We start from the raw sequence: 26,203 nt of genomic DNA on the forward strand, positions 1-26,203 counted from the left end.
GGATTGGTGGCGGGGGCGTGCCATCGCCTAGGCCGCTGGCATGACGTTGAACGCAACCTTTATCGGCTTTGGCGAGGTGGGCAGGGCCTTTGCGTGGTCAGGCGCACGCGCGTTCGATCGCAAGACCGACCTGCTGGCAGAACGCGGCGCGATGCTCGCCGCCTATGCCGAGGCCGGGGTGCAGGGCGAGGAGGAGGTCGCCACCGCGCTGGCCGATGCCCAAGTCGTGCTGTGTCTGGTGACTGCCGATGAGGCCGTTATTGCGGCAAGAGCCTATGCGCCGATGCTGCGGCCCGGCGCGTTGTGGCTCGACATGAACAGTGTTGCCCCCAATTCCAAGGCGGAAGCAGCCACCGTGATCGAGGCAGCGGGCGGGCGTTATGCTGATGTCGCGGTGATGGCGCCGGTGCTGCCGCAGCGTCGCAACGTGCCGCTGCTGGTATCTGGTCCGCACGCCGCCGGGGCCGTCCAAACGCTGCAGGCGCTTGGCTTTGCAAATGTTTCCAATGCCGGTGACGCAGTCGGTCAGGCAAGCGCGATCAAGATGATCCGGTCGGTGATGGTCAAGGGGCTGGAGGCGCTCTCTGCGGAATGCGCGCTCGCGGCAGCCCAGGCGGGCGTGCTCGATGCCGTCACCGCCTCGCTCGATGCCAGCTGGAAGCAGCAAAGCTGGGCCGAGCGGTTTGATTACAATCTCGACCGGATGATGGCGCACGGGCTTCGCCGCGCCGCCGAGATGGAAGAGGTTGCCGCGACGCTCGCCGATCTGGGTGTCGACCCCGTGATGTCGCGCGGCACGATCCAGCGCCAGCGCGAGATTGGCACGCTCCGCATGTCGCCGCCCGATGGCCTGCAGGCCAAGCTCGCCGCACTCGAAACGCCCCAGCTCAAGAGAACCGCATGACTTTGATCATCGACTGCCACGGCCATTACACGGTCCTGCCCAAGGCACATGACGCCTGGCGCGAGGAACAGAAGGCCGCGTTCAAGGCCGGGACGCCGTGCCCGCCCTATCCCGAAATCTCGGACGACGAGATCCGCGAAACGATCGAGGCGAACCAGTTGCGCCTGATCAAGGAGCGCGGAGCGGACCTCACGATCTTCTCGCCGCGCGCCTCAGCCATGGCGCCGCATGTCGGAGATGAGGCAGTGGCGCGCGAATGGGCGCGGCGCTGCAATGACCTGATCGCGCGCGTCGTCGGCCTGTTCCCCGAGACCTTTGTCGGCGTGTGCATGTTGCCGCAAAGCCCGAAGGCCGACATGGCGGGCTCGATCGAGGAGCTCGAACGCTGCGTCACCGAGCTCGGCTTTATCGGCTGCAACCTCAATCCCGATCCGGGCGGCGGTCATTTCACTCATCCGCCGCTGACCGACCGTTACTGGTACCCTTTCTACGAAAAGATGGTCGAGCTCGACGTCCCGGCGATGATCCATGTCTCGGGGAGCTGCAACCCGGCGATGCACGCCACCGGCGGCTATTATATCGCGGCGGACACCATCGCCTTCATGCAGCTGCTCGAGGGCGACCTTTTTGCCGATTTCCCGACCCTGCGCTTCATCATCCCGCATGGTGGCGGCGCGGTGCCCTATCACTGGGGGCGCTATCGGGGGCTGGCCGACATGCTCAAGAAGCCCGCGCTCGACACGCATCTGATGAACAACATCTTCTTCGACACCTGCGTCTATCACCAGCCCGGCATCGATCTGCTCGCCGATGTGATCGACAACAAGAACATCCTGTTCGGCAGCGAGATGGTCGGCGCGGTGCGCGGCATCGATCCCACCACCGGCCATTATTTCGACGATACCAAGCGCTATGTCGATGCGCTCGATATCAGCGATGAGGAGCGGCACATGATCTTCGAGGGCAATGCCCGCCGCGTCTTCCCCCGGCTCGACGCGAAACTGAGGGAGCGCGGACTGTGAGCCATCAGGACATTCACGCCTATCTCGCCGAGTTCGACGACATTCCCGGCACCCGCGTGTTCACGGCCAAGCGTGCGCGGCAGGGCTATCACCTCAACCAGTTCGCGATGAGCCTGATGAAGCCCGAGAATCGCGAGCGGTTCAAGGCCGACGAGCGCGCCTATCTCGACGAATGGGCGATCAGCGAGGAGGCCAAGCTGGCGGTGCTGGCGCGTGATTACAACGCGCTGCTCGACATGGGCGGGAACATCTATTTCCTGTCCAAGCTGTTCTCGACCGACGGCATCGCCTTTGCCGAGGCGGTCAGCACGATGACCGACATGAGCTGGCCCGAATATCGCCAGATGATGCTCGACGGCGGCCGTTCTCCGCAAGGCGTCCGTTCGATCAGGGAGGGACGATAGATGGCCCGGATTACCGCAGGTGTGGGCAGCAGCCATGTGCCGCTGCTGGGCGTGGCGCACGACCAGGGCAAGGAGCGCGACGACTATTTCGGCCCCATTTTCGCGGGCTATGACTGGACCCGCGACTGGGAGAAGCAGGAAAAGCCCGATGTCGTGATCCTGGTCTATAACGACCATGCATCGGCCTTCGACATGAAGTTCATCCCGACCTTCGCGATCGGCTGCGGCGAGCGATACAAGCCGGCGGACGAAGGCTGGGGGCCGCGCAAGGTGCCCGATGTCACCGGTCATCCCGATCTCGCCTGGCATATCGCGCAGAGCCTGATCCTCGATGAATTCGACATGACGATCATCAACGAGATGGATGTCGACCATGGTCTCACCGTGCCCTTGAGCATGATGTTCGGCGCGTGCGAGCAATGGCCGACCACGGTGATTCCGCTCGCGGTCAATGTCGTCACCTATCCGCCGCCATCGGGCAACCGCTGCTGGGCGCTGGGCGAGGCGATCGCGCGCGCGGTGGAAAGCTTCCCCGAGGACTTGAACGTGCAGATCTGGGGTACCGGCGGGATGAGCCACCAGCTTCAGGGCGCGCGTGCGGGCCTGATCAACCCCGAATGGGACAACCGCTTTCTCGACCTGCTCGAGGCCGACGATGATGCCGTCCGCCATATCCCGCATATCGAGTATCTGCGCGAAACCGGATCGGAAGGCATCGAGATGGTGATGTGGCTGATCATGCGCGGTGCGCTGGGCCAGCGCGTGAAGACGCTGCACCGCCATTATCACGTGCCCTGCAGCAACACCGCCATTGGCCATATCGTATTGGCCCCAAATTAGGGATTTCTCAATGTCTGTAATTGACGCTCTCGCATGGGGAAGTCCCCATTGTGCCGAAAGGCAAGGAGAGCGTCATGTCACAGCATATCGTGTTGACTGCCGTAATAAAGGAACTGGATCGTCTCGCTTTTGAGCTTCGGTCTATTGTCGAAAACCAGCCGGAGGACTGGAAAGCAAGCTACGCATCATATCGTCGCCAGCTCGGATTATGCTTAACCGAGATGGTTAATTTGGCAAACCATGATTTGGGAATGAGCAGGCGGGATGCTCGGGTGCTCAAGGCTACGGTCGAGGTTTGCCGGGCCAAGCTCGCCAGACATCAGGAACAGCACCCGATCGAAACGCTGGTGCTCGATGGTCCCGATTTCATGGCGTCGTTTGACCGGGTTCACGACTGCTTCATCGAATTCAAGACGGTGATGCAGGATTTGATCGAGCGATATGAGGTCGATTGGAAAATTGCCGTTTGAGGTGCTCGATCCGGGCACCGCATCGATGAACAGGAGTGTCTCATGCGTATTGCCCTTGCCGGCGCCGGAGCGTTTGGCGAAAAGCATCTGGATGGTTTGAAGCTGATCGACGGGGTCGAGATCGTCTCGATCGTCAGCCGCCGCCTCGAACAGGCTGAAGCCGTCGCGCAGAAATATGGCGCGATCCACGCGACGACCGAGCTCGACGAGGCGCTGGCGCGCGACGATGTCGATGCCGTGATCCTCTGCACGCCGACCCAGATGCACGCCGCTCAGGCGATCGCCTGCATGAACGCGGGCAAGCATGTGCAGGTCGAAATTCCGCTGGCGGACAGCTGGGCGGACAGCCAGGCGGTCCTGGCGAAGCAACAGGAAACCGGGCTCGTCTGCATGGTCGGCCATACCCGGCGCTTCAACCCCAGCCACCAGTACGTCCACAACCGCATCAAGGCGGGTGAGTTCAACGTCCAGCAGATGGACGTGCAGACCTATTTCTTCCGCCGCAAGAACATGAACGCGAAAGGCGAGCCGCGCAGCTGGACCGACCATCTGCTGTGGCACCATGCCGCGCACACGGTCGACCTGTTCGCCTATCAGGCAGGCCGCATCGTCAAGGCGAACGTGCTCGAAGGGCCGCACCATCCCGATCTCGGCATCGCGATGGACATGTCGATCCAGCTCAAGAGCGAAAGCGGCGCGATCTGCACGCTGTCGCTGAGCTTCAACAATGACGGGCCGCTCGGCACCTTCTTCCGCTATATCGGCGACACCGCCACCTATATCGCGCGCTACGATGACCTCGTAAACGGCAAGGAAGAGCCGATCGATGTGAGCCAGGTCGACGTCTCGATGAACGGCATCGAACTGCAGGACCGCGAATTCATTGCCGCCATCCGCGAAGGCCGCGAGCCCAACAGCTCGGTCGCACAGGTGCTCGATTGCTACCGGGTGCTCGGCGAACTCGAAGCGCAGTTGCTCGCATGACCGCGCGTCGCACCCAGGTCGCGATCATCGGGTCGGGCCCTGCCGGGCTGCTGCTCGGCCACCTGCTCAAGGCCGAAGGCATTGATTGCGTGCTGCTTGAACGCGCGAGCCGCGAGCATGTCGAGAGCCGGATCAGGGCAGGGGTGCTCGAGACGGTGACCACCGATCTCATGCACCGGCTGGGGCTGGACGAACGGATGAACCGCGAGGCCATGGTCGAGGACGGCTTCAACCTCGCCGATGGCGACCAGATGGTCCGCATCGACATCAAGGCGCTGACCGGCAAGACCGTGGTCGTCTATGGCCAGACCGAGCTGACCCGCGACCTGATCGCCGCCGCGCCGCAGCGCGAGCTCGAGATCGTGTTCGAGGCAGGCGATCTGGCGCTGCACGGCGTCGAAAGCGCGCATCCCAAGGTCACCTATACCAAGGATGGCGTGCCGGTGACGCTGGAGTGCGATTTCATTGCCGGTTGCGACGGCTTTCACGGCCCCTCGCGCCGCGCGATTCCAGCCAGCTTGGCGCGCGAGTATATGCACGAATACCCGTTCGGCTGGCTTGGCATCCTGGCCGATGTGCCGCCCTGCCATGACGAGCTGATCTATGCCAACGGTCCGCGCGGTTTTGCGCTCGCCTCGATGCGATCGCCGACGCGCAGCCGCTATTACATCCAGGTGCCGCTGACCGAGAAGATCGAGGACTGGCCCGAGGACCGGCTGTGGGACGAGCTGGAACTGCGCTTCAACACCATCTCGCAGCATGGCGTGACGCGTGGCCCGGCGCTCGAAATGTCGATCGCGCCGTTGCGGTCCTATGTGTTCGAGACGATGCATTACGGGCGGCTGTTCCTGGCGGGCGATGCGGCGCATATCGTGCCGCCGACCGGCGCCAAGGGGCTCAACCTTGCCGCATCGGACGTACTCTATCTCTCGGATGCGATCATCGCGCATTACAAGCGCAAGGATGAGACCGCGCTGCTCGGCTATCGCGACCGCGCCCTGGCACGCATCTGGAAGTCGGAACGGTTCAGCTGGTCACTGACCAAGCTGATGCACAGCTTCCCCGACCAGAACGCGTTCGAGCGGCAGATGCAGGTGGCGGAGATGGATTACCTGTCCCGATCACCCGCGATGCAGACCGCGATTGCGGAAAACTATGTCGGTCTGCCCGTCTGACGGGCCGATATCCCCATTTTGCCTGTTTCCCCGCGCCCGGTCAGCCCTGCTGGTCGGGCGTTTTGCCATGTTCCCGTAACGGCAACAGTAACTTGCATTGACGAACCTTTATCATAGGTCTAGTATTGCAAGTGACCGGCGACAAGCGCTGGCATTGAGGGGAGGAACTGATTGATGCTGAAGCACAATCTTGTTGCGCGTTGCCGATTCAACCGTTTTTCGATGACCGCGATCGGCCTGGCGCTAATGGCAGCGGTCGCCGCACCTGCCGCCGCGCAGAACGCCGGTGAGCAGGCCGGGAGCGAGCAGGACAGCCAGGGACCGCAGATCGCCGATATCGTCGTGACCGCGCAGCGCCGCGATTCGACGGTGCAGGATACCTCGGCAGCCATCTCGGCATTCAGCGCGGAATCGATCGAGACCGCGCGCATCCTGAGCTTCGAGGACCTGGCCGGGCAGGCGACGTCGCTCAGCTTTACCGCGCTGTCGCCGATCGATCAGGAATTCAACATTCGCGGTATCACCAACACCCGGCTCGACAGCCCTTCGGCGGACCAGTCGATCGGCATCTTCGTCGATGACGTCTATGTCGGCCGCTCGGGCCTGTTCAATTTCGACATGTACGATATCGAGCGGGTCGAGGTGGTACGCGGGCCGCAGGGGGTGCTGCTGGGCCGCAACGTCGTCGGCGGCGCGATCAGCATCTACAGCGCGCGGCCCCAGGCCGATACCGGTGGTTCGCTCGCGGTATCCTATGGCAATTACAACGAGAAGCTGGCGCGCGGGCACATTACCGGCACGATCAGCGGTCCGCTGACCGGGCGCCTGAGCTTCCAGTATCGCAACCGTGATGGCTTCAACCAGGATCTGCTGCACGATGTCGATCTCGACGATGTCGACAGCATCCAGTTCCGCGGCCAATTGATGGTCGAACCCGACGACAGCGATTTCACCGCGCGGCTGGTGTTCGATTACACCAAGGACAAATCGAACGGCTTCCACTCGGTCGCGATCGATGGCCCCGCTGCAGGCTCTGGCCCGTGGAGCGCCGCGCGCGCCGCCATCGGGACGATCCGGGGCCGCCCGCTCAAACTGCGCGAAGGCCTGCCCGAATGGCCGCGCTACAAGGGCGACACCGCCGATACGCCGCAACAGCTCAACCGCGAGGCCTGGGGCCTGTCGCTGCGCATGGACCAGGGGCTCGGCGGGTTCGGCACGCTCTCCTCGATCACCGGCTATCGCAAGGGCGAGGCGTTCAACGTCTATGATCAGACCGGCATCGGCCCCGATAACGGCTTTGGCGTCATTTCGCCGACGCTGTTCACCTTCCCGGTCAACGAGGACGAGGATATCCGCCAGTTCAGCCAGGAACTGCGCGTGGTGTCCGAGGAACAGTCCGATCGCGGTTTCGACTGGATTTTCGGTGCCTATTACCAGCATGACAAGGTGCGCAAGCTCGACCGGTTCTGGGCCGAAGTGCCGTTGACGGTGCTCACCACCCTGTCGGGCGAAAGCCGCTGGGACAACCGCGCGACGAACGAGAGCTATGCGTTTTTCGGCCAGCTGGGTTATCGCTTCTCGCCCAAGCTGCGTGTGGTCGCGGGCATCCGCTATTCGAAAGATCGCAAGTCGGGCATCGTGACCGGCACGGCGACCGAAGGCGGCGACAAGTTCAACCCCAATGATCAGGTTGCACTGACCCCTCTGGCGGGCACGTTCCGCGAAGGCCAGAGCTTTACCGCACGCTATTCGGACAGCTGGAGCGAGATCACGCCGCAGGCGACGATCGAGTTCAAGCCCAATGATGACATGCTGTTCTACGGCACCTTCTCGACTGGCTACAAGGGCGGCGGCTTCGAGGACGATCCAGCCAATGCGGCAGCGGCGGTATCGAGCTATGACCCTGAAACCGTGACCAGCTTCGAAATTGGCGGCAAGCTCGACCTGTTCGACCGCAGATTGCGGCTGAACGTCGCGCTGTTCGACATGAAGTACAAGAACCTGCAGGTCACCCAGACCTCTGCGGCGTGCCTGTGCAACATCACCGACAATGCGGCGGACGCGAAGATCCAGGGCATCGAGGCCGAAGCGACCGTCGCGGTGGCGACGGGGCTGACGCTGTCGGGCGGCCTGACGCTACTCGACACCAAATATATCGCGTTCATCGATTCGCTCGGCAACGACAATTCGGGCAACTTCCTTCAGCGGACGCCCAAGGCGCAGTGGAATGTCGCGGCGGATTTCGTCACCGATATTGGCGACTGGTCGGACGCGCTGCGCTTCAACGTCAATTACAGCCACCAGGCGCGGCTGTTCTGGGCACCCGACAATCTGCAGCGCGAAGGCGGCTATGGCCAGCTGGGCAGCCGCGTCTCGTTCACCCCGGGCAATGGCAACATCACCTTCTCGCTCTGGGGCCGCAACCTCACCAACACGCTGTATCGCACCAACATCATCGCGTTCTTCGGCGATGAAGTCAGCCGTCTGGGCGCCCCCCGCCAATACGGTGCAGAGGTCTCCGTCAAGTTCTGAACGGCCTGACCAGGCTGAAAAGAAAGGGGCAGCCGGTGCGATCCGGCTGCCCCTTTTGTTTTGGCCTGACCGGGCGGGGTCAGAAGCGGCTGTAGCTCAAGTCCCCCTTGCCCTTTTCGCCGATATGCATGCGCGGGTCCTCGGGCTTGAACAGCCCCAGGCACCAGGTTTCCGCCATCGGCATGTCGCGATTCCAGTCGAGCGTGATCTTGCGATGCGCGATGCGCCATTCGCCGTCGCGCTTCTCGAACCGGTCGACGATGCGCCCGCCGGTCAGCGTGTCCCAGCGCTCCCCGTCCTTGGGGAAGCGCGCGAAGGTAAGGACATAGCATTCGGCATAGGCGAGGGTGTCGCTCTCGAACTCGACATGCAGGTTGCACAGGTAATGCCCCATCACGTCGCCGCCCTGCATCCGCTGGATCGCGCCGTCGATATAGGCGCGCGCCGGGCCCGAATAGCTCGAACCATGCTCCTCGATGCTGTCGTCGAAATAGCAGCTGTGCAGCAGCTCGCCATCGGCGCGATCGACGCCGCGCGCATAGCGGGCGAGGCAATCGGCAATGTCCTGCTTGGCGAGCATCGTCTCCAGAGTGTTGGCATATTTCATCTCAGCGCCTCCCGTCGTGCAGCGCCTTGGCCATCGAGCGCTTCAATGTGTACGGATCACGCGCCAGGAAGGCGCGAACGGACTCGGCATGCGGGTCGGTATCAAGCTCGTCGACCTTGCGTGCGGCGGCCATGAGCCCTGCCTTGCCGATGTCGCGCGGGCTCGACTTGGCCTGCCAGGTGACATGCTCGGCCATGCGCGTGTCGACCGATCCGACGATCAATGCGGCGACATGCGTGCCCTGCGGTTCGAGCTCGGCGCGCAGGCAGTCGCTCGCGGCGCGCGCGGCGAACTTGCTGGGGCTGTAGCCGCCCATGTTCGGCACTGCGCAGATTCCGCCGGCGGACAGCACGTTGACGATCGCGCCGCCGCCATTGGCCTTGAGCACCGGCGCAAAGGCGCGGACCATCGCCAGCATGCCGAAATAGTTGGTGTCCATCTCGTTGCGCGCGAAGCTCATGTCCTCGGCTTCGAGCAGCGTCTGGCGATGGAAGGCCCCGGCATTGTTCACCACCAGATCGACATCGGTACAGTGCGCCGCGACGGCGGCTACATCCTCAGCCTTGGTGACATCGAGCTGGACCGGCACGACACGGGTGTCGCCCGTGCTGCGCGCGGCTTCCTCGGCATCGGCGAGCTGGCGCGCGCCGAGATAGACCCGGGCCGCGCCCTGATCGAGCAGCTCCTCGACAAAACCGAAGCCGATGCCACGATTGGCGCCTGTGACGATGGCGGTGCATCCTTCGATCTTCATGCTGCGATCTCCTCACCGCTGCGCTGACGCGCCCAGGCGCCGTAGAGAATGTCATCGGGCTTTTTCGCGCCGCGCACAGCCTTGCCCATATCGGGGATGATCATGCCGCGACCCCAGGTCTCGTTGATCGGCATTTCATGGTTCCATTCCCAGGCGAGGCGGCGATGCGCGATCTTCCAGGCGCCGTCGCGCCGCTCGAACCGGTCGACGCAGCGCGCCATGGTCAGGCTGTCGAACGATCCGCTCTCGGACTCGCGGCGCGAGAAGGTGAGGAAATAGCATTCGGTGACCGCAAGATCGGCCTCGACGAACTCGACCGAGATGTTGGTGCACAGGTGCGACATCAGCGGCGCGGTGGGCAGGATCTTCGCCATCAGCGCGACATAGTCGGAGGCGGGGCCGACATAGACCCCGCCATGATCCTCGATCGCATCGGGATGATAGGCGGCGCGGATCAGGTCGACATCGGCGCGGTCGGCGCCGCGCGCATAGCCGATCAATATGTCCTCTATCTCCTGCCGGTCGAGCAGTTGTTCCACGGTCAATCGCATCCTCATTCTCCGGTACTGGTTATGTCTATGCTGGCGTAAAGATCGGCAAAGGCGCTCTCGGCACCCGGAAATTCGCGCGCGCCGTCCATCGACGCGATCTGCTCGAGATGCTCTGCCACCCAGGTGGTGCTGTCATCGGGGGCGGAAGCACCGCGCCCCTCGACCATGTGCGCGCGGCGATAGCGACGGCCCCCGGCGAGGAAGATCTGGCCGTTGACGCTGCACGCCTCGCTCGCGAGATAGGCGGCCATTCCCGCTGCATAAGCCGGATCGAGCCGGGGATCGCCCGCGACGCCATCCTGCGCGGTCATGGGTGTCGACGCATAGGGGCACAGCACGTTCACCCTGATCGGCGTGCGCTTCAGTTCGTCGGCCAGGGTTAGCGCCATGGAATTGAGCGCGCCCTTGGACGCGGCATAGGGAATGCGCCCGCGCACCCCATGCAGCCCGGCGGAGGAGGACACGAACACCATCCGCCCGGCGGGGCCCTGCAGCAGATGCGGCAGCGCGGCCTGGGCGAGCGCGACCTGCGCCACGAAATTGGTATTCAGCACCTCGCCAAGCGCCGTCATGTCCATATCGGGCAGCTTGGCCGCCGGGCCGATAATCCCGGCGTTGAATACGATGGCATCGATCCGCCCGAACGCCTCGAGCGCAGCCTTGACCAGCGCCTGGGCCGCGCCGGGGGCAGCGATGTCCTGATAGTTGGCGAGGGCTCTACCTCCGTTGGCGCGAATGCTGTCGGCGACCGCACCTGCACTGTCTGGCTGGCCCTTGCGCAGCCGGTTGTTGACCAGCACCGCCGTGCCTTCGGATGCCAGTGCCTTGGCAAAGGCTGCGCCCAGGCCCTTGCCCGCACCCGTGACGATGACCGCGCGTTCGACGCTGGAATCCATGGCTTTCTCTCTCCCGCTGAAGCGAGGCTAGCCAGTTTGGTATGATAATGAAAGTGATAAATGCGGGTGGGGCCAGGGTTGTCACAGCGCATCCCATCCTAGCGCAATCCCGTCATTCCCGCGAACGCGGGAATCCCGCTTTCTTCACCCTATCCGACATAGCGGGACCCCCGCCTGCGCGGGGGTGACGATAAGAAATGAAGCCAGAGCAGTGCCTTTACGCCGAAACCGCTTGGCGCTCCTCCGCCGCATCGCCCGCCACCTCGATCAGCCGGAAATCGACCTCATGTGCCTCGAGCGGTTCGCGGCAGTGCGAGCAGACCACCTGGGGTTCGAGCCTGTGGCCGCAATTGCGGTGGGTGAGCAGCACCGGCGGGCCGTTGGGCGAGCAGAAATACTTGTCGCCCCACATCATCAGCATCAGCAGCGCCGGGTAATAATCGACGCCCTTGCGGCGCAGGCGATATTCGAAGCGCGGCGGGCTTTCGATATATTGCTCCTGCCGGATCACGCCGATCGAGGTCAGCCAGGCGAGCCGTTCGGCGAGGATGTTGGTGGCGATCGCGGTGTCGCGGCGGATGTCGTCGAACCGGTTGATGTTGGTGAAGATCGACCGCATGATCAGGCTAGCCCAGCGGTCGCCCATGATCCGCGCGGCCTCATCGAACAGGGTCGCCGCGCTTTCGGTCGTCTCGCGCTGCTGGCGGCGGCGCGAATAGACCGGCTCCATCATGCCGACGCCGGGGCCGGGTTCCCATTCCATCTGCGTCGCATCGATCGTCTGGTTGCACGCCTTGCATGCGGGCTCTGGCTCGAACACATGGCCGCAGCTTTTGTGCGTCAGTTCGACGCGCAGCTTGGTGCGGCCCGCGCCCCAGCGCTGTTCCCAGCGCAGCAGCATCAGCGAGGTCCAGTAGAGATCGCGACCCTTTTGCGTCAGCACATATTCGTGCCGGTTGCCGCCGTCGCTGCTCAGGCATTTCTCGATCATGCCATTGGCGATCAGCCGCTTGAGCCGGTCGCTGAGCAACGCTTTCAGCAGGCCGGTGCGCTTGCGCAGCGCATCGAAGCGGCGGGTGCCCAGCCAAATCGCCTCGATCACCAGCACCGTGGGCGCATCGCCCACCACTTCGAGCGCCCGCCAGATCGAGCAGGTACGAATGAGTTGTGGTTCAACAGTCACGCCCACCACAATAAGCACGCCGGAGCGATACGTCGAGCCTTTCGCTCCGGCATGCCCTTGTTATTCAATGCGCCGCAGCGGGTTTGTGAAATTCTTCGCCGATGCCCATTTCGCGCAGCAGCTCGGCGCGGTCGTAATATTCGCGCCAGACCTTCACATGATCGCCCTCGACCTCGAGGATTCCGACCACCGGCACCTTGCCGTGATGGCCCTTGTACACGAACTCGTCGGTCCGCTCGATCACGACGACATCGCCGATGCGGCCGATATTGTGAATGTGCAGCGTGATGCTCTCGATGCCCGCGCCCAGCGCGTTGATCCGCTCGGCAATGGCGGGGCGGCCGTTGACCGGCTCGATCATCATCGAATGCAGCACGCCATCCTCGGCGAACAGATCGCCCACCAGCTTCCAGTCGCGGCGGTTCCAGGCGTCGATCATCTTCTCGACAACGGCAATCTTGGGGTCGGTCATGGTGCTCTCCTTGGGGGCGGCGGGTGCCGGGGCGGTTTCGGCCGCAGCCGCGCCGGGCAGCATCAGCCCTGCAACGGCCACGAACATGCTCGCGGCGATACGGAATTTCGTCATGGCATCCTCCGGTTGATGCGGCCGGTGATCCCGGCCTGCATGCACGGTGTATCGCAAAGAGACTTGCGTAACCAGACCATTCTGCTATCCGGGGAACACATTCGAAAAAGCCAGGGAAGAGGCGAGGACATGGTCATGAAGATTGAGCGGCTGCCCGCGATCCGCAGCACATTGCAGCCGAGCAACCACCCGTATCTGACCGGAGCCTGGACACCCCAGCACGAAGAGGTCAACGCCTATGACCTCGAGGTGATCGAAGGCGCGATACCGGAAGATCTCGACGGCATTTATCTCCGCAACACCGAAAACCAGATCCACCAGCCGCTGGGCAAATATCATCCGTTTGATGGCGACGGGATGATCCACCAGATCGATTTCCGCCGCGGCAAGGCGCATTATCGCAACCGTTTCGTCCGCTCGCGCTGCTTCCAGGCGGAGCAGGAGGCGGGCGGATCGCTCTGGGGCGGCCTGCAGGACAAGCCCAGCCTGTCGCGCCGCCCCGGTTTCGGCGCGCATGGCAGCCTGAAGGACAGCGCCTCGACCGACATCATCGTCCATGCTGGCCAGGCGATCGCCACCTTCTACCAGTGCGGCGAGGGCTATGTGATGGACCCCGAAACGCTCGAGCAGCTGGGCCCCGCGCCCTGGGTGCCGATCGACGGGATCTCGGCGCATCCCAAGGTGGATGAGCGCACCGGCGAACTGCTGTTCTTCAACTATTCGAAGCACGCGCCGTACATGCATTATGGCGTGGTCGATGCCGACGGCAGGCTCAAGAGCTACACGCCGGTGCCGCTGCCGGGGCCGCGCCTGCCGCACGACATGGCGTTCAGTGAGAACTGGGCGATCCTCAACGACTTCCCGGTCTTCTGGGACGAGGCGCTGCTCGAACACAATATCCATGCGGTGCGGCTGCACGATCTGCCCTCACGCTTCGCGCTGGTGAACCGCAACGACCCCAGCGACATCCGCTGGTTCGATGCCGCGCCGACCTATGTGCTGCACTGGTTGAACGCCTGGGAAGAGGGCGACGAGGTGGTGCTCGACGGCTATTTCCAGAACAATCCCACGCCCGATCCGCTGCCGCACGATGGCGGGCTGGGCGCGATGATGGCGCATATCGACGAGAACAGCTTCCGGCCCACGCTCCACCGCTGGCGGTTCAACTTGCGGACCGGCGAGACGCGCGAGCAGTCGCTGGGCGATCAGCTGGTCGAATTCGGCATGATCAACCAGCGCTATCTGGCGCAGCCCTATCGCTATGCCTATTCGACCACGACCAGGCCCGGCTGGTTCCTGTTCAACGGCTTCGTCAAGCACGACCTGGAAACCGGCGAATCGACCACGATCACGCTGCCCGAGGGCCGCTATGCCTCCGAAGCGCCGTTCGCCCCGCGCGTGGGAGCAGAGGACGAGGATGACGGCTATCTGGTGAGCTTTGTGATCGACGAGAACCAGGGCACGTCCGAGTGCATCATCATCGACTGCAAGCGCTTTGCCGATGGCCCCATCTGCCGCATCGCGCTGCCGCACAAGATCAGCAGCGGCACGCACTCGCACTGGGTTGAGCGCGAGGTGCTGGAGCGCGACAAGCAAGCGCTGCGCGAGCGGGCAGCGCGGCGCGAACGGATGATGGCGACGGCGGCCTGAGCGCCGCCTAACTCTCCAGCGCCGCCAGCACCGCCGCGCGCAGATCGGCGCGCACTACCTTGTTCATCGCGTTGCGCGGCAATGCGGGCAGAACGACCAGCCGCTCGGGCCGCTTGAACACCGCCACGCCCGCCGCTGCGAGATGCGCGCCGACCGCCGCAACATCGGGCGGGGTGACGCCGTCATCGACCACCACCGCGACCGCAATCCGCTCGCCTAGATCGGCATCGGGAATACCAACGCTCGCCGCCTCGCGCACACCCGGCAGGCTGACCAGCAGCTCGTCGATCTCCGCCGGGGAGATGTTCACCCCGCCGCGCACGATGATCTCCTTCGAGCGTCCGACAAAACGGTAGAAGCGCGACAGCGCGCCATCTCCCGCGATCTCGAACAGGTCGCCGGTGCGGAACCATTCGCCGTCGAAGCTCGCCGCATTGAGCTCGGGCGAGCGCCAATAGCCCGAGATGACCGTGCCGCCTGCAATGTGCATCTCGCCGGGCTGGCCCGGCTCGGTGATGATCGCGCCGGTATCGGGATCGACCAGCCTCGTGCGCATGACCGCAGAGACGGGGCTGTCCCACTCCACTCCTTCGGCGCCGAAACGCGGGAAATAATGCGCGCGTTCGGCCCGGTCGGGCACGTCGCCGGGCGAGGACATCAGAGCCATGCCCTCGTTCGATCCGAAGATGTTGCAGATTTCGATCCCGTGCGTCTCTGCCCAGCCTTCGATCAGCCAAGGCGTGAGCGGAGCCGATCCGCTGCCAATCGCGCGCAGTGAGGACAGGTCCACCGACGCGGCGATCTGCGGCTGCTTGAGCAAGGCGGTCAGTACCGCAGGCGGGGCGATGGTATAGGTGACGCGCTCGGCCGCGATCTGCTTCAGGAACACGCCTAGGTCGAACGGATGGTGCAGCACCATCGTGCCACGCACCTCGAGCCAGGGCAGCATCAGCCCGCCGATCGAGGCGATATTGACCAGCGGAAAGGGGTTGAGCAGTACATCGCCCGGCTGCATGCCGGTGCCCCAGACGACCACCTTAGCGTTGAGCAGCCAATGGTTGTGATCGCGCGGCACGCCCTTGGGCCGCGCCTCGGTGCCGGAGGTCCAGCAGATGGTCAGCACCTCGCCGCCCTGCACCGGATGCGCGGCGCACCAGGGAGCGACGCTCGCCGGATCGGCACTGGCAGCGAGGGCCTTGAGGTCGGCGCCATGCTCAGCCGCTCCCATGGTCAGCAGCATCATGCCGGGGCGCTGGGCGATCAGTCCCGCCGCCATCGCTGCATAGTCATGGCCATGAAAGGCGGGCACGGTGACGAAGGCGCGGGCATCGGTGAGCGAGAGGATATGGCCCAGCTCATGCTCGCGATACTGCATCACGATCGGGCTGATGATCAGCCCCAGCCGCGCGACCGCGAGGAACAGGATCACCGCATCGACGGTGTTGGGCAGCTGTGCGCAGACCACGTCGTCGCGCTTCAGCCCCAGTTCGATCAGCGCGGCGGCCATCGTGTCGACCCTGGCATCGAGTTCGGTCCAGCTCAGCCGTTCGGGCGCGCATCCGTCGAGCGTGTCGCGGTTAAGCGGATCGACCAGCGCCAGCGCGTCGCCGCGTTCGGCCACCGCTTTGCAAAACAGCGCATCGACGCTTTTCCCCTCCCACCAGCCGCGCGCCTGATAGTCCGCAATCCTCTCTGCCGGGGTCAGAAACATCGCTCTCTCCTGTCTGTGCTTTACAACTTTCATAAAGATACCTAAGCCCAAGGCAAGCCAGAGCTGCGGCGCGGAGTGCGATTATTCGGCTTCCAGAAGAGACGGCAGAAGGGGAGGGCGGGCATGACCTGCAATGTCATTCAATGGGCGACCGGCGCGATGGGGCGCACCGCGTTGCGCCGGATCATCAACGATCCCGCGCTGACATTGGCGGGCGTGCATGTCTATTCGGCAGACAAGGCGGGCAAGGATGCCGGCGAGATCGCCCGGCGTCCGCTGACCGGGGTGCTGACGACGAACGACCTGGCGCAGACGCTGGCAACGGACGCCGATGTCGTGATCCACACGCCGCGCATCACCTTGCCCTATGACGCGCTGGTGCCGGATGTCGAGGCGCTGCTGCGATCGGGCAAGAATGTGATCTCCACCGCCGGCTTCCACTGGCCTGCTGCACAAGGGCCGGATTATGCCGAACGGCTGCACCGCGCCGCGATCGAGGGCGGGGCGACGCTGGCGGGGGTCGGGGTCAGCCCTGGCATGATCGTCGAACGCATCGCGCTCGCCGCCACCGCCATGTCGGTCGAGGTCGAGCATATCCGGGTCAGCGAAACGGTCGATGCTTCGGCCATGGCGAGCGCCGCCTTCGTGTTCGAACTGATGGGGCTGGGCAGCGATCCTGCCGTCCGCGACATCCGCACCGGCCCGCTGGCCGAACTGTATCGCGCGCTGTTTTCCGAGGTGCTGGTGTTCGCTGGGTACCAGATGGGTACATCGGTCGAACGAATCGACCCGGATCATCAGCTCACGCTTGCCCCAGCGGATATCGTCATTCCGGCAGGGACCATCCCCAGGGGTACGGTTGCCGCGACCGAATGGCGCTGGACCGCGCATTATGCGTGCGGCGCGCGCTTCACCCTGTCGATCCTGTGGACCGCCGATCCCGGGCTGCACGAGGGCGGGCGCGGGCATTGGGATGTGCGCATCGAGGGGCGGCCCAATATCCATCTGACCATGGACATTACCGAATCCGATCCGACCGCGCCGCCGTCGCGCGCGCTGACCGATGCGACCGTCGCGGTGGCGATCAACGCCATCCCCGCCGTGATTGCCGCGCCGCCCGGCCTGTTCGCCTTTCAGCCCCCCAGCGCGTGGAGAGCCCCGGCATGAGCGAGGCCTATCTGCACGTCGCCTTGCGCACCCCGCGCGGCAAGGCGCGCCCCGATGGCGGGCTGGCCAGCGAGACGCCGCACGGGCTGGTCGCGCATCTGGTCGATGCGATGGAGGCGCGGGGGCACGATCCGCGCGGGCGCGCCGAGCGCATGACGCTGGGCTGTGTCGGCCAGGTTGGGGCGCAGGGCGGCCACATCGCGCTGGTTTCCAAGTTCAAGGCCGAGCTGCCCGATGGCGTCGCGGTGCACACGCTCAACAATTTCTGCGCCTCGGGCCTGTCGGCAGTTGGGGCAGCGGCAGCCTCGGTCGCCTCGGGCCAGGCGCAATGGGCGCTGGGCGGCGGGGTGGAGATGCTGTCCAAAGTCGCCTTCATGGCCGACAAGGCGGATTATTATACCGCCACCGACATGCCGCCCGACCGGCGCTACATCCAGGTCGCGCTCGCCGCCGATCTGCTCGCGGAGAAGGAGGGGATATCGCGCGCTGAACTCGATGCGGTCGCGCTGGAATCGCAGGCACGCGCCGCAGCGGCAGAGGCCAAGCCGGGCCTGCTCGCCTCGCGCATCGCGGTGGCGGGGCTGGACCGCGAGGAAGCGGTGCGGCCGATGACGCTCGAGCGGCTGCAATCCTTGCCGCCTGCCTTCCCCCCGCTGGCCGAAGCCTATCGCGACATTCTGGGCGACCGGCAGATCGACCATCGCCACACCGTCGCGCATGCCCCGCCGATGACCGATGGCGCGGCGCTGGCGCTGATCGGCCCGCGCGAAGGCGCGATCGCGCGCATCGTCGCGCATCAGGAGGTCGGGGGCGATCCCTGGGATTCGCTGACCGCCGGCTTTGCTGCCATGGACAAGGCGCTGGCCAAGGCCGGTTTGACGCTCGCGGATATGGACCGAATCGAGTTCATGGAAGCCTTTGCGGTCACCCATGCCAAGTTCCTGCGCGACCGCGCGCCCGACCCGAGCAAGGTGAACGTCAGCGGCGGTCATGTCGCCAAAGGCCACCCGATGGGCGCGACTGGCGGCGTGCTGCTCTCGACCCTGATCGACGCGCTGACCGAATCCGGCGGCACTTTGGGCCTGGTCGTCGCGACCGGGGCGCAGGGCGTGGGCGTGGCAACCATAGTGGAGCGTATCTGAATGAAAATCGACAAATTGCGCCTGCCGGTGGTGGCCGCGCCGATGTTCCTGGTGTCCGGCCCAGAAATGGTGATCGCGGCGGCGCGCGCGGGCATTATCGGGGCCTTTCCCACGCCCAATTGCCGAACGGCGGCGGACCTCGATGCGTGGATGACGCGGATCGCGGCGGAGACGGAAGGCGCGCCCGGCCTCTGGGCGGCAAACCTTGTCACGCACAGCAGCAACCAGCGGCTCGCCGATGACCTGGCGCTGATTGCGAAGCACAAGCCGCCGATCGTGATTACGGCGCTGGGCAGCCCGGCGCCGGCGGTGGATACCGTCCACGCCTATGGCGGCATCGTGCTGGCGGACGTGATCTCGGTGGCTTTGGGGCGCAAGGCAGCGGCGGCGGGCGCAGATGGACTGGTCTGCGTCTCGGCGGGCGCGGGCGGGCATACCGGCTTCCTCTCCCCCTTCGCCTTCATCACCGCGCTGCGCGCCGAGTTCGACGGCATCATCTGCGTCGGCGGTGGCATCGCCGATGGCGCGGCGCTGGCGGGCGCGATCGCCGCCGGGGCGGACCTGGTGTACATGGGCACACGCTTCCTCGCGGCGAAAGAGAGCATGGCGGTGCCGGGCTACAAGCAGATGGTGGTCGACAGCCATATCGAGGATCTCGTGGTCAGCCCCGCCATTACAGGCACGCCCGCGTCCTGGCTGATCCCCTCACTGGTCGCCTGCGGCTATGACCCGAAGGACCTCGGCAAGCCCGCCACGCGCGATTATGGCGGCGATCCGCATGCCAAGTGGAAGGATCTCTGGGCGGCAGGGCAGGGCGTCGGCACGGTGCGCAGCGTTGAGCCGGTGAGCGCAATAGTCGACGAGATCGAGACCGGCTTCCGCGCCGCCGCCGAGCGGCTGGGTCAGCGGGCCGAGACCAACTGACCCGCCGGTTTCAGCCGCGCCTGGGAGGCATCGGGATGAAGCCCGAGGTGCGCGCGACATATTCGGCATAGCCCTCGCGCGTCTTGGCGAGCCGCTTTTCCACCGTCGGCGCGCCCGACCATTTCATCAGCGTCCAGGTCAGCAGCACGGGTCCGATGATCGCAGCAAGGCCCGTCGAGGTTTCCGCCGCGATCAGCCACAGGCCCCACCAGGTCGTCGCATCGCCGAAATAATTGGGGTGGCGGGTATAGCGCCACAGGCCGCTGGTCATCAGCTTGCCCTGGTTCTCGGGCTTCGCCTTGAACGCCACGAGCTGCGCATCGCCGATCGTCTCGAACGCGATACCGAACAATGCGATGCTTGCGCCGATCATGCCCAGCGTTCCGACCGGCGGCGCGGCATCGATCTGGCCCAGCTGCACCGGCAGGCAGACGATGAAGAGCAGCGGGGCTTGCGTGGCGAAGACCAGTTGGCCCGAGGCGCGCGCGAAGCTCCAGCCCTTGTGCTGCTGCGCCTTGCCGAGCAGCGCCGAATAGCGCCGGTCGGGCCCATGGCTGCGCCAGCGCCAGAGCATGAACGTCCCCAGCCGCGCCGCCCACAGGCCGCAGATGGCGAGCAACATCAGCATCCGCGTCGGATCGCCCTCGGCTTGAACAAAAGTGGAAGCGGCCATCACCAGCATGCCCCAGGCCCAGAAGCTGTCCACCGGGGTAACATCGCGCGTCCCCAGACAGATCAGCCATAGCGCGACAAAGCATGCGGCCAGCACAGCCGCATTGATCGCGAGAATCGTCAGCATCCCGTTTCCTCCCAATTTTATGAATTGTTCCAGCGTTCTAGCCGGTGATGGCAACGCCCTCGTCCGGCGGATCGGCAAACACCCGCTCGACCCATTCGCGCCGCCCATCAAGCACCGCGCGGCGGTTGATCGTCCCCTTGTCGGAAAGCTCGTGCGCGCCTGGATTGGGCGGGGTGTCGAACAGCGCGACCCGGCGGATTACCGCGCCGCCGCGCGCCTCGCGATTATAGCCGCGCACCGCCTCGGCCACCGTGTCGAGCGTCGCGCCCGGCTTGGGCCAGGCGAGCATCGCCAGATACGGCCTTCCGTCATCGGCGAGCACCAGATCGGCGATCAGGCCATCGCACGCCTTGAGCAGCTTTTCGCGCACCGCGCCGCCATAGACCCAGTTGCCATTGGCGAGCTTGAACTCCTCGGCCAGCCGCCCGGCAAAGGCGAGGCCCTGGCCATAGTCGTTCTCGTCATGGAACACTGCGACATCGCCGGTGCGATAATAGCCCTCGTCGTCGAACGCGGCGGCGGTCTTCTCGGGCTCGTCCAGATAGCCTTTCATGACGTTCGGCCCGGCGAGCCGCACCTCATAGCGGCCGTCACAGGGCACGAGCTTTAATGACAGGCCCGGCGCGGGCAGGCCGATGCCGACGCGCGTCGCGGGGAAATGGATCGCCATGCAACCCGAAACGGTCTCGGTCATGCCATAGCCGGTGGTCATGTGGATGCGGTGGCCGGTCTCGGCGATAGCGAGTTCCTGCAACCGGTCGTACACCGGCTGAGGGAGCCCCGCGCCGCCATAGAGCATCAGCCGCATCTTGGCGAAGAAGCGCGCGCGCAGCTCGGCATCGTGCTCCATCGCCTCGACCAGCATCGCATAGCCGGTGGGGACATTGTTGAAATAGGAAACCGAAATCTCGCGCAGATTGGCGATGGTCTGGTCGAACAGGCCGGGCAGCGGCTTGCCCGCGTCGATATGCAGCGTGCCACCCTCCAGCAGGCAGGTGCGCATGACGGACGCGCCTGCGGCATGGTGCCAGGGCAGCCAGTCGAGCATCACATCGTCCCAGCCCGCGGCCTTGCCGATCATGTCCAGCCCCTGCGCCCCGCACGCGGCGAGCGCGGTCAACGAATGCGGCACAATCTTGGGCAGGCCGGTCGAGCCGGAGGTGAGCATGTAGATGGCGGGTGCAGCTGGATCGACCGCAGCGATGGCCTCATTTGCAAATGCACCGGGGTCGGTGGAGATCACATCGGCATAGGCGGAGGCATCGGCAAACGGCGCAGGGTCGCTGCTGACGATGCGCGCGCCCGGCGCGGTCGCAGCAAGCGCGGCGGCGATGGCCGGGTGCGGTTCGGCAAGGATCACATCCGGCTGGGTCCGCGCAATGACGTGACGAAGTCGCGTATGATCGCCACCGGCGAGCCCATAGGCAATGCTCACCGGCACGATGATCATCCCCGCAGCCCAGGCAGCAAAGGTCATCACCGCGACCGGCAGGCTGTTTTCCGCGATGATCAGCAGCCGGGTGCCGCGCGGGAAATTCTCCGCCAGCCAGCGTGTCGCGCCGTCCATGTCGCGCTTGATTTGAGTATAGCTGCGATAGGCCCATTGCGCGTCCGTCCCGCGCCAGCCGATCGCGGGGGTATCGCCCTTGAGCGCCGCCCGCTCGGCAAAGGCGCGCGGGATATTGGCGTCGAAGGCGCGCAGTGGCACGCGGCTCTTCAGGATGATCATGCCATCGGCGCGCCGCTCGACATCGAGGTCGACGGGCATGAACTCCGCCTCGCGAAACGGGGCATCGGCCAGCATTGTCGTGGTCATGCGGCGGGCCGGTCGATCAGTTCCTTGACCTGGGCAGGGTAGGGCTTGCCCGCCTTGATCGCATCGACCGTGCCGCGATCGAGATAATCGCGCCAGCCGATGATCTTGTCGCCCTGATATTCGATGATGCCGGCATAGGGCGCGGCGACGCGGACGCCGTCGGTCGTCACATATTCGTCGACGCCCTCGACGAACAGCCGGTCGGCGGTCTCGGCATGCGCGAAAATGCGCCAGTTGACCTCTGCGATGGTCGACCCGAAGCGCTCGATGAACGCGCGCGCCTCGGCCTTGCCGCGCGCGGGCGGGGCGATGGCGGCGGCATAATGCCAGACGACATCGTCGTGCAGCATGGCGAGCACGGCTTCGGCATCCTTGCGGGTCCAAGCGGCGATCAGTTGCTTGAACTGGTTGAAACGGGTGTCGGTCATGCGGCCTGCTCCACGATGAAACTGACGGTGGTGGTGGTCGATCCGCCGATATTGAGTGTCTGCACGCGGCGCGCGCCTTCGACCTGATTGTCCGCCGCCTGGCCGGTGACCTGGCGATGCGCATCGAGCAGCATGCGCACGCCCGTCGCGCCTACCGGATGGCCGAGACCGATCAGCCCGCCCGAGGGGTTGATCGGCAGCTTGCCGCCGATCTCGATATCGCCCGCCTCCACCGCCTTCCACGCCTCGCCGGGAGCTGTCAGGCCGAGATGGTCGATCGCCATATATTCGGTCATCGCAAAGCAATCGTGCGTCTCGACCGCATCGATCGCCTCGACCCCGGACACGCCTGCGCGGGCGCGGGCATCGTCGATCGCGCGCTTGACCTGGGGGAAGACGTAAGCGCTGTCGCGCGCGATGCGCCGTTTGTCGCGATAGCCGAGCGCGGCGGAGCGATGCCCCCAGCCAGCAATGCGCGACAGCTGTTCCATCGGGATGCCACGTTTCGCCGCATATTCGCGGGCACGGCTTTCGGAGGCGAGGAAGACGACCGCTGCGCCATCGGTCACCTGGCCGCAATCGTTCTTGCGCGTGCGCCCCTCGACCACCGGATTGGCCTCGTCATCCTCGGTAAAGCTCTTCGGGCCGAACTGCCATTGCCGCGTCTGCGCGGCGGGGTTGCGCCTGCCATTGGCGAAGTTGATCTCGGCGATGCGGCCCAAATGGTCGTAGTTCAGGCCGTAGAGCGCGTCATATTCCTCGGCGAGATCGGAAAAGGCGCGCGGCCAGAGGAACTGCGCGTCGGCAAATTCGCGCCCATGATAGGCGGCAGCGCCGAGATTTTCCGCGGCTTTCTGTCCCGGAACGTTGCGCATCATCTCGATGCCGACAACACAGGCAAGGTCATAGCGCCCCGCCTCGATCTCCGCCGCTGCGGCGAGCACCGATACACTGCCCGAGGCGCAGGCCGCTTCGTGGCGCGAAGTTGGCAGGCCGTCGAGCGCGGGATCGACATAAGCGAAAAAGCCGCCGAGCAGGCCTTGCCCGGCAAACAGGTCACCGACGAAATTGCCGACATGGCCGCTTTCGATCTCGTCGGCATCGAGCCGCGTCGCATCCAGTCCTCCGCGAACCGTCTCGACGAACCCGTCGCCTATCGAAAGCCCCTCGCGCGCCCAGTTGCGCGCAAAATCGCTCTGGTATCCGCCCAGCACATAAACCATCACGCCTCTCCTGCTTTGATGGTATGCTTATACAAGCTTGATCCATCGTGCAACCGGGGACGTGACGGTCATGCGCCGCAGAAATCAGCTCTCGTCGTCATGCTCCTCGTCGCCCGGATAGGGCTTGGCCTTGAGCAGCCCGGCCAGATGCGCGGTGTTGGCGGCGAGCATGCGCGCGGTTTCGAAGGTTGCTTCAGGCGTCTCGTCGAGGTCCTGGAAATCGGTGCTGCCCATCGCCTCGCCGACCCAGTAGCATGCGGCCCCGGCGGGGATGGTGAAGCCGACATCGTTCAGCGCCTGGAACAGGTCGGCCGAAATGCGGTGCGCGCCGTCCTCGTTGCCGACGATCGCCGCGACCGCGAGCTTGGAAAAACTGGGCATCCGGCCCGTCTCGTCGGTTTCGCTCATGAAGGCGTCCATCCGCTCGAGCACGCGCTTGGCGATGCTCGACATCTGGCCCATCCAGATTGGCGTGCCGAAAATGAGGATATCGGCGGCAAGGATGCGCTTGCGAAGGTCCGGCCATTCGTCGCCATCGCCCTCGTCGGAGCTGACGCCGGGCAGCACGTTGTAATCGGCGATGCGGATCGTCTCGGTCAGCTCGACCTTGTGCTTGGAGAGTTGCTCGGCGATCAGCTCGATCATCGCATCGGTCGAGGAACTCTCCTTGCCCGAGCGCTTGAGGGTACAATTGATCGCGACGGCTTTGAGGGTCATGGGGGCTTTATCCTTATGAGGGGGGGTCGAGGAGCGTACGAACCTGCCCGCATGAGGTTGCGCCCTTGGCTGACATAGAGGACCGGGCGCGGCGCGATGCCGCGCCCGGCGTCAGGTGTCAGAAAAAGCCGAGCTTTTTCGGCTCGTAGGACACCAGCAGGTTCTTGGTCTGCTGATAATGGTCGAGCATCATGCGGTGCGTCTCGCGGCCGATGCCCGATTGCTTGTAGCCGCCGAACGCCGCGTGCGCGGGATAGGCATGGTAGCAATTGGTCCAGACGCGACCCGCCTCGATGCCCCGGCCCAGCCGATAGCAGCGGTTGATGTCGCGGCTCCACACGCCCGCGCCCAGCCCAAACATCGTGTCATTGGCGATGGCCAGCGCATCGTCCTCGTCGCGGAAGGTGGTGACCGAGACGACGGGGCCGAAGATTTCCTCCTGGAACACGCGCATCTTGTTGTGGCCGCGCAGCACCGTGGGCTGGACGTAATAGCCCCCGGCCAGATCGCCGCCGAGCTGCGCGGCGGCGCCCCCGGCGAGCACCTCCGCCCCCTCGGCCCGGCCGATATCGATATAGCGCAGGATCTTGGCCTGCTGTTCGACGCTGGCCTGCGCGCCGATCATGGTTTCGGGATCGAGCGGATTGGCCTGTTTGAGCGCCGCGACGCGCTTCAGCACGCGCTCCATGAACCGGTCGTAGATCGATTCCTGCACCAGCGCGCGCGAAGGACAGGTGCACACCTCGCCCTGGTTGAGCGCGAACATCACGAAGCCCTCAATCGCCTTGTCGAGATAATCGTCATCCTCGGCCATCACATCGGCGAAGAACAGGTTGGGCGACTTGCCGCCGAGTTCGAGCGTGACCGGAATCAGGTTTTCGCTCGCATATTGCATGATCAGCCGCCCGGTCGAGGTCTCGCCGGTAAACGCGATCTTGGCGATGCGCTTGGATGAGGCGAGCGGCTTGCCCGCTTCCAGCCCGAAGCCGTTGACGATGTTGAGCACGCCATCGGGCAGCAGATCGCCGATAATGTCGATTAGCGCCATGATCGAGGCGGGGGTCTGCTCAGCGGGTTTCAGCACCACGCAATTGCCGGCGGCCAGCGCAGGCGCAAGCTTCCAGCAGGCCATCAGCAGCGGGAAGTTCCACGGGATGATCTGGCCGACCACGCCCAGCGGTTCCTGGAAATGATAGGCGATGGTGTTGCGGTCGATTTCGGAAATGCCGCCTTCCTGCGCGCGGATGCACCCGGCGAAATAGCGGAAATGGTCGATGGCGAGCGGCAGGTCGGCGGCCATGGTCTCGCGGATCGGCTTGCCATTGTCCCAGGTCTCGGCCTGGGCGAGATGGGCGAGATTCTCCTCCATCCGGTCTGCGATGCGGGTGAGCACCAGCGCGCGTTCGGCCACGCTGGTCTGGCCCCAGGCGACCCGGGCGGCATGGGCTGCGTCGAGCGCGGCCTCGATATCCTCAGGACCCGAACGCGCGATGGTGCCGATGACCTTGCCGGTCAGCGGCGAGACATTGTCGAAGGTCGCGCCGCTTTTCGCGGGCACCCAGCGGCCACCGATCCAGTTGTCGTAATGCGCCTTCAGCGGCGGGCGCATCAGCAGCGCGGCTGGGGTGTGCATGTCCATGAAGTGTCTCCTCTCGCTTGGTCGCCGGCCCGTGACATCCGGGACTCGGCGGTTTGCGAAAGAGAGGCTTGCACGGGCG

The 26,203-nt window shown here is 64.9% G+C and carries 25 protein-coding genes; 12 read left to right on the forward strand and 13 right to left on the reverse strand.

Features of this window, described 5'->3' with window-relative positions:
- The first annotated feature begins 40 nt into the window (after window positions 1-40).
- The 8 genes from AX725_RS02040 (at window position 41) to AX725_RS02075 (ending at window position 8,331) form a co-directional block, all read left to right on the forward strand.
- On the forward strand, window positions 41-904 hold the full coding sequence (locus AX725_RS02040; RefSeq protein WP_060978014.1) for an NAD(P)-dependent oxidoreductase: 864 nt from the start codon (window positions 41-43) through the stop codon (window positions 902-904).
- On the forward strand, window positions 901-1,926 hold the full coding sequence (locus AX725_RS02045; RefSeq protein ID WP_060978013.1) for an amidohydrolase family protein: 1,026 nt from the start codon (window positions 901-903) through the stop codon (window positions 1,924-1,926). Before AX725_RS02040 ends, AX725_RS02045 begins: the two co-directional genes overlap by 4 nt.
- Window positions 1,923-2,330: a protocatechuate 4,5-dioxygenase subunit alpha gene (gene ligA, locus AX725_RS02050; protein ID WP_060978012.1), complete on the forward strand. Its 408-nt coding sequence runs from the start codon at window positions 1,923-1,925 to the stop codon at window positions 2,328-2,330. Before AX725_RS02045 ends, ligA begins: the two co-directional genes overlap by 4 nt.
- The gene (locus tag AX725_RS02055; protein ID WP_060978011.1) at window positions 2,331-3,170 is read left to right on the forward strand and encodes a class III extradiol dioxygenase subunit beta; all 840 of its coding nucleotides are present in this window, start codon (window positions 2,331-2,333) and stop codon (window positions 3,168-3,170) included.
- Between the two features lie 74 nt (window positions 3,171-3,244).
- Window positions 3,245-3,640 carry a hypothetical protein gene (locus AX725_RS02060; protein ID WP_066117832.1) on the forward strand — a complete coding sequence of 132 codons (396 nt, stop codon included), beginning with the start codon at window positions 3,245-3,247 and terminating at the stop codon, window positions 3,638-3,640.
- A 42-nt stretch (window positions 3,641-3,682) separates the two neighbouring features.
- A complete protein-coding gene (locus AX725_RS02065; RefSeq protein ID WP_060978009.1) occupies window positions 3,683-4,624 on the forward strand; it encodes a Gfo/Idh/MocA family oxidoreductase in 942 nt (313 codons plus the stop codon).
- The gene (gene pobA, locus AX725_RS02070; RefSeq protein ID WP_060978008.1) at window positions 4,621-5,799 is read left to right on the forward strand and encodes a 4-hydroxybenzoate 3-monooxygenase; all 1,179 of its coding nucleotides are present in this window, start codon (window positions 4,621-4,623) and stop codon (window positions 5,797-5,799) included. The genes AX725_RS02065 and pobA overlap by 4 nt, the downstream gene beginning before the upstream one ends.
- A 174-nt stretch (window positions 5,800-5,973) precedes the next feature.
- Window positions 5,974-8,331: a TonB-dependent receptor gene (locus AX725_RS02075; RefSeq protein ID WP_060978007.1), complete on the forward strand. Its 2,358-nt coding sequence runs from the start codon at window positions 5,974-5,976 to the stop codon at window positions 8,329-8,331.
- Window positions 8,332-8,410: 79 nt separating this feature from the next.
- Here the strand turns inward: AX725_RS02075 and AX725_RS02080 are convergent, their stop codons facing one another.
- The 6 genes from AX725_RS02080 to AX725_RS02105 form a co-directional block, all read right to left on the reverse strand.
- Window positions 8,411-8,938 (reverse strand): nuclear transport factor 2 family protein, encoded by a 528-nt coding sequence (locus AX725_RS02080; protein WP_060978006.1) that lies wholly within the window; start codon window positions 8,936-8,938, stop codon window positions 8,411-8,413.
- Window position 8,939: 1 nt separating this feature from the next.
- Window positions 8,940-9,692, reverse strand: a complete 753-nt coding sequence (locus AX725_RS02085) for an SDR family oxidoreductase (RefSeq protein ID WP_060978005.1) — start codon at window positions 9,690-9,692, stop codon at window positions 8,940-8,942.
- Entirely contained in the window at window positions 9,689-10,243 is a 555-nt protein-coding gene (locus AX725_RS02090) for a nuclear transport factor 2 family protein (RefSeq protein WP_060978004.1), read from the reverse strand. Before AX725_RS02090 ends, AX725_RS02085 begins: the two co-directional genes overlap by 4 nt.
- 2 nt (window positions 10,244-10,245) lie before the next feature.
- A complete protein-coding gene (locus tag AX725_RS02095) occupies window positions 10,246-11,139 on the reverse strand; it encodes an SDR family NAD(P)-dependent oxidoreductase (RefSeq protein ID WP_060978003.1) in 894 nt (297 codons plus the stop codon).
- A 217-nt stretch (window positions 11,140-11,356) separates the two neighbouring features.
- Complete coding sequence (locus tag AX725_RS02100; RefSeq protein WP_060978043.1) at window positions 11,357-12,322, reverse strand: winged helix-turn-helix transcriptional regulator; 966 nt, start codon at window positions 12,320-12,322, stop codon at window positions 11,357-11,359.
- Window positions 12,323-12,386: 64 nt separating this feature from the next.
- Complete coding sequence (locus AX725_RS02105; protein ID WP_196490698.1) at window positions 12,387-12,908, reverse strand: nuclear transport factor 2 family protein; 522 nt, start codon at window positions 12,906-12,908, stop codon at window positions 12,387-12,389.
- 129 nt (window positions 12,909-13,037) lie between these two features.
- Between AX725_RS02105 and AX725_RS02110 the strand changes: the two genes are divergently transcribed.
- On the forward strand, window positions 13,038-14,558 hold the full coding sequence (locus AX725_RS02110) for a carotenoid oxygenase family protein (RefSeq protein ID WP_230962517.1): 1,521 nt from the start codon (window positions 13,038-13,040) through the stop codon (window positions 14,556-14,558).
- A 7-nt stretch (window positions 14,559-14,565) separates the two neighbouring features.
- Here AX725_RS02110 and AX725_RS02115 read toward each other — a convergent pair whose 3' ends face one another.
- Complete coding sequence (locus AX725_RS02115; protein ID WP_060978002.1) at window positions 14,566-16,269, reverse strand: class I adenylate-forming enzyme family protein; 1,704 nt, start codon at window positions 16,267-16,269, stop codon at window positions 14,566-14,568.
- A 123-nt stretch (window positions 16,270-16,392) separates the two neighbouring features.
- Between AX725_RS02115 and AX725_RS02120 the strand changes: the two genes are divergently transcribed.
- The 3 genes from AX725_RS02120 to AX725_RS02130 are packed head-to-tail and all read left to right on the forward strand — an operon-like array spanning window position 16,393 to window position 19,502.
- Window positions 16,393-17,436: an NAD(P)H-dependent amine dehydrogenase family protein gene (locus AX725_RS02120; RefSeq protein WP_066114860.1), complete on the forward strand. Its 1,044-nt coding sequence runs from the start codon at window positions 16,393-16,395 to the stop codon at window positions 17,434-17,436.
- Window positions 17,433-18,578: a thiolase family protein gene (locus AX725_RS02125; RefSeq protein WP_060979263.1), complete on the forward strand. Its 1,146-nt coding sequence runs from the start codon at window positions 17,433-17,435 to the stop codon at window positions 18,576-18,578. The genes AX725_RS02120 and AX725_RS02125 overlap by 4 nt, the downstream gene beginning before the upstream one ends.
- Window positions 18,579-19,502, forward strand: a complete 924-nt coding sequence (locus AX725_RS02130) for an NAD(P)H-dependent flavin oxidoreductase (RefSeq protein WP_060979264.1) — start codon at window positions 18,579-18,581, stop codon at window positions 19,500-19,502.
- A gap of 10 nt (window positions 19,503-19,512) precedes the next feature.
- On the opposite strand, the gene AX725_RS02135 is transcribed toward AX725_RS02130, so the two are convergent.
- From AX725_RS02135 to adh, 6 genes are all read right to left on the reverse strand, one after another.
- On the reverse strand, window positions 19,513-20,301 hold the full coding sequence (locus AX725_RS02135; protein WP_060979265.1) for a DUF1295 domain-containing protein: 789 nt from the start codon (window positions 20,299-20,301) through the stop codon (window positions 19,513-19,515).
- A gap of 37 nt (window positions 20,302-20,338) precedes the next feature.
- A complete protein-coding gene (locus AX725_RS02140; RefSeq protein ID WP_060979266.1) occupies window positions 20,339-22,117 on the reverse strand; it encodes an AMP-binding protein in 1,779 nt (592 codons plus the stop codon).
- A complete protein-coding gene (locus AX725_RS02145) occupies window positions 22,114-22,545 on the reverse strand; it encodes a nuclear transport factor 2 family protein (protein ID WP_060979267.1) in 432 nt (143 codons plus the stop codon). Before AX725_RS02145 ends, AX725_RS02140 begins: the two co-directional genes overlap by 4 nt.
- Window positions 22,542-23,768: an acetyl-CoA acetyltransferase gene (locus AX725_RS02150; protein ID WP_060979268.1), complete on the reverse strand. Its 1,227-nt coding sequence runs from the start codon at window positions 23,766-23,768 to the stop codon at window positions 22,542-22,544. Before AX725_RS02150 ends, AX725_RS02145 begins: the two co-directional genes overlap by 4 nt.
- Before the next feature lie 84 nt (window positions 23,769-23,852).
- Complete coding sequence (locus AX725_RS02155) at window positions 23,853-24,485, reverse strand: flavodoxin family protein (protein WP_066114863.1); 633 nt, start codon at window positions 24,483-24,485, stop codon at window positions 23,853-23,855.
- Window positions 24,486-24,603: 118 nt separating this feature from the next.
- Window positions 24,604-26,124 (reverse strand): aldehyde dehydrogenase, encoded by a 1,521-nt coding sequence (adh, locus tag AX725_RS02160; protein ID WP_060979270.1) that lies wholly within the window; start codon window positions 26,122-26,124, stop codon window positions 24,604-24,606.
- Window positions 26,125-26,203: the final 79 nt, after the last annotated feature.

It is taken from the genome of Blastomonas sp. CCH9-A1 (assembly GCF_001557175.1).
GTDB classification, from domain to species: Bacteria; Pseudomonadota; Alphaproteobacteria; order Sphingomonadales; family Sphingomonadaceae; genus Blastomonas; species Blastomonas delafieldii_A.

Coding starts and splice junctions, on each gene's coding strand:
- AX725_RS02080 (WP_060978006.1), bottom strand. CDS start 8,938: ATGAAATATGCCAACACTCTGGAGACGATGCTCGCCAAGCAGGACATT.
- adh (WP_060979270.1), bottom strand. CDS start 26,124: ATGGACATGCACACCCCAGCCGCGCTGCTGATGCGCCCGCCGCTGAAG.
- AX725_RS02075 (WP_060978007.1), top strand. CDS start 5,974: ATGCTGAAGCACAATCTTGTTGCGCGTTGCCGATTCAACCGTTTTTCG.
- AX725_RS02125 (WP_060979263.1), top strand. CDS start 17,433: ATGAGCGAGGCCTATCTGCACGTCGCCTTGCGCACCCCGCGCGGCAAG.
- AX725_RS02085 (WP_060978005.1), bottom strand. CDS start 9,692: ATGAAGATCGAAGGATGCACCGCCATCGTCACAGGCGCCAATCGTGGC.
- AX725_RS02045 (WP_060978013.1), top strand. CDS start 901: ATGACTTTGATCATCGACTGCCACGGCCATTACACGGTCCTGCCCAAG.
- AX725_RS02105 (WP_196490698.1), bottom strand. CDS start 12,908: ATGACGAAATTCCGTATCGCCGCGAGCATGTTCGTGGCCGTTGCAGGG.
- AX725_RS02110 (WP_230962517.1), top strand. CDS start 13,038: ATGGTCATGAAGATTGAGCGGCTGCCCGCGATCCGCAGCACATTGCAG.
- AX725_RS02145 (WP_060979267.1), bottom strand. CDS start 22,545: ATGACCGACACCCGTTTCAACCAGTTCAAGCAACTGATCGCCGCTTGG.
- AX725_RS02065 (WP_060978009.1), top strand. CDS start 3,683: ATGCGTATTGCCCTTGCCGGCGCCGGAGCGTTTGGCGAAAAGCATCTG.
- AX725_RS02090 (WP_060978004.1), bottom strand. CDS start 10,243: ATGCGATTGACCGTGGAACAACTGCTCGACCGGCAGGAGATAGAGGAC.
- AX725_RS02060 (WP_066117832.1), top strand. CDS start 3,245: ATGTCACAGCATATCGTGTTGACTGCCGTAATAAAGGAACTGGATCGT.
- AX725_RS02155 (WP_066114863.1), bottom strand. CDS start 24,485: ATGACCCTCAAAGCCGTCGCGATCAATTGTACCCTCAAGCGCTCGGGC.
- AX725_RS02055 (WP_060978011.1), top strand. CDS start 2,331: ATGGCCCGGATTACCGCAGGTGTGGGCAGCAGCCATGTGCCGCTGCTG.
- AX725_RS02150 (WP_060979268.1), bottom strand. CDS start 23,768: ATGGTTTATGTGCTGGGCGGATACCAGAGCGATTTTGCGCGCAACTGG.
- AX725_RS02120 (WP_066114860.1), top strand. CDS start 16,393: ATGACCTGCAATGTCATTCAATGGGCGACCGGCGCGATGGGGCGCACC.
- AX725_RS02095 (WP_060978003.1), bottom strand. CDS start 11,139: ATGGATTCCAGCGTCGAACGCGCGGTCATCGTCACGGGTGCGGGCAAG.
- AX725_RS02040 (WP_060978014.1), top strand. CDS start 41: ATGACGTTGAACGCAACCTTTATCGGCTTTGGCGAGGTGGGCAGGGCC.
- pobA (WP_060978008.1), top strand. CDS start 4,621: ATGACCGCGCGTCGCACCCAGGTCGCGATCATCGGGTCGGGCCCTGCC.
- AX725_RS02115 (WP_060978002.1), bottom strand. CDS start 16,269: ATGTTTCTGACCCCGGCAGAGAGGATTGCGGACTATCAGGCGCGCGGC.
- AX725_RS02140 (WP_060979266.1), bottom strand. CDS start 22,117: ATGACCACGACAATGCTGGCCGATGCCCCGTTTCGCGAGGCGGAGTTC.
- AX725_RS02135 (WP_060979265.1), bottom strand. CDS start 20,301: ATGCTGACGATTCTCGCGATCAATGCGGCTGTGCTGGCCGCATGCTTT.
- AX725_RS02130 (WP_060979264.1), top strand. CDS start 18,579: ATGAAAATCGACAAATTGCGCCTGCCGGTGGTGGCCGCGCCGATGTTC.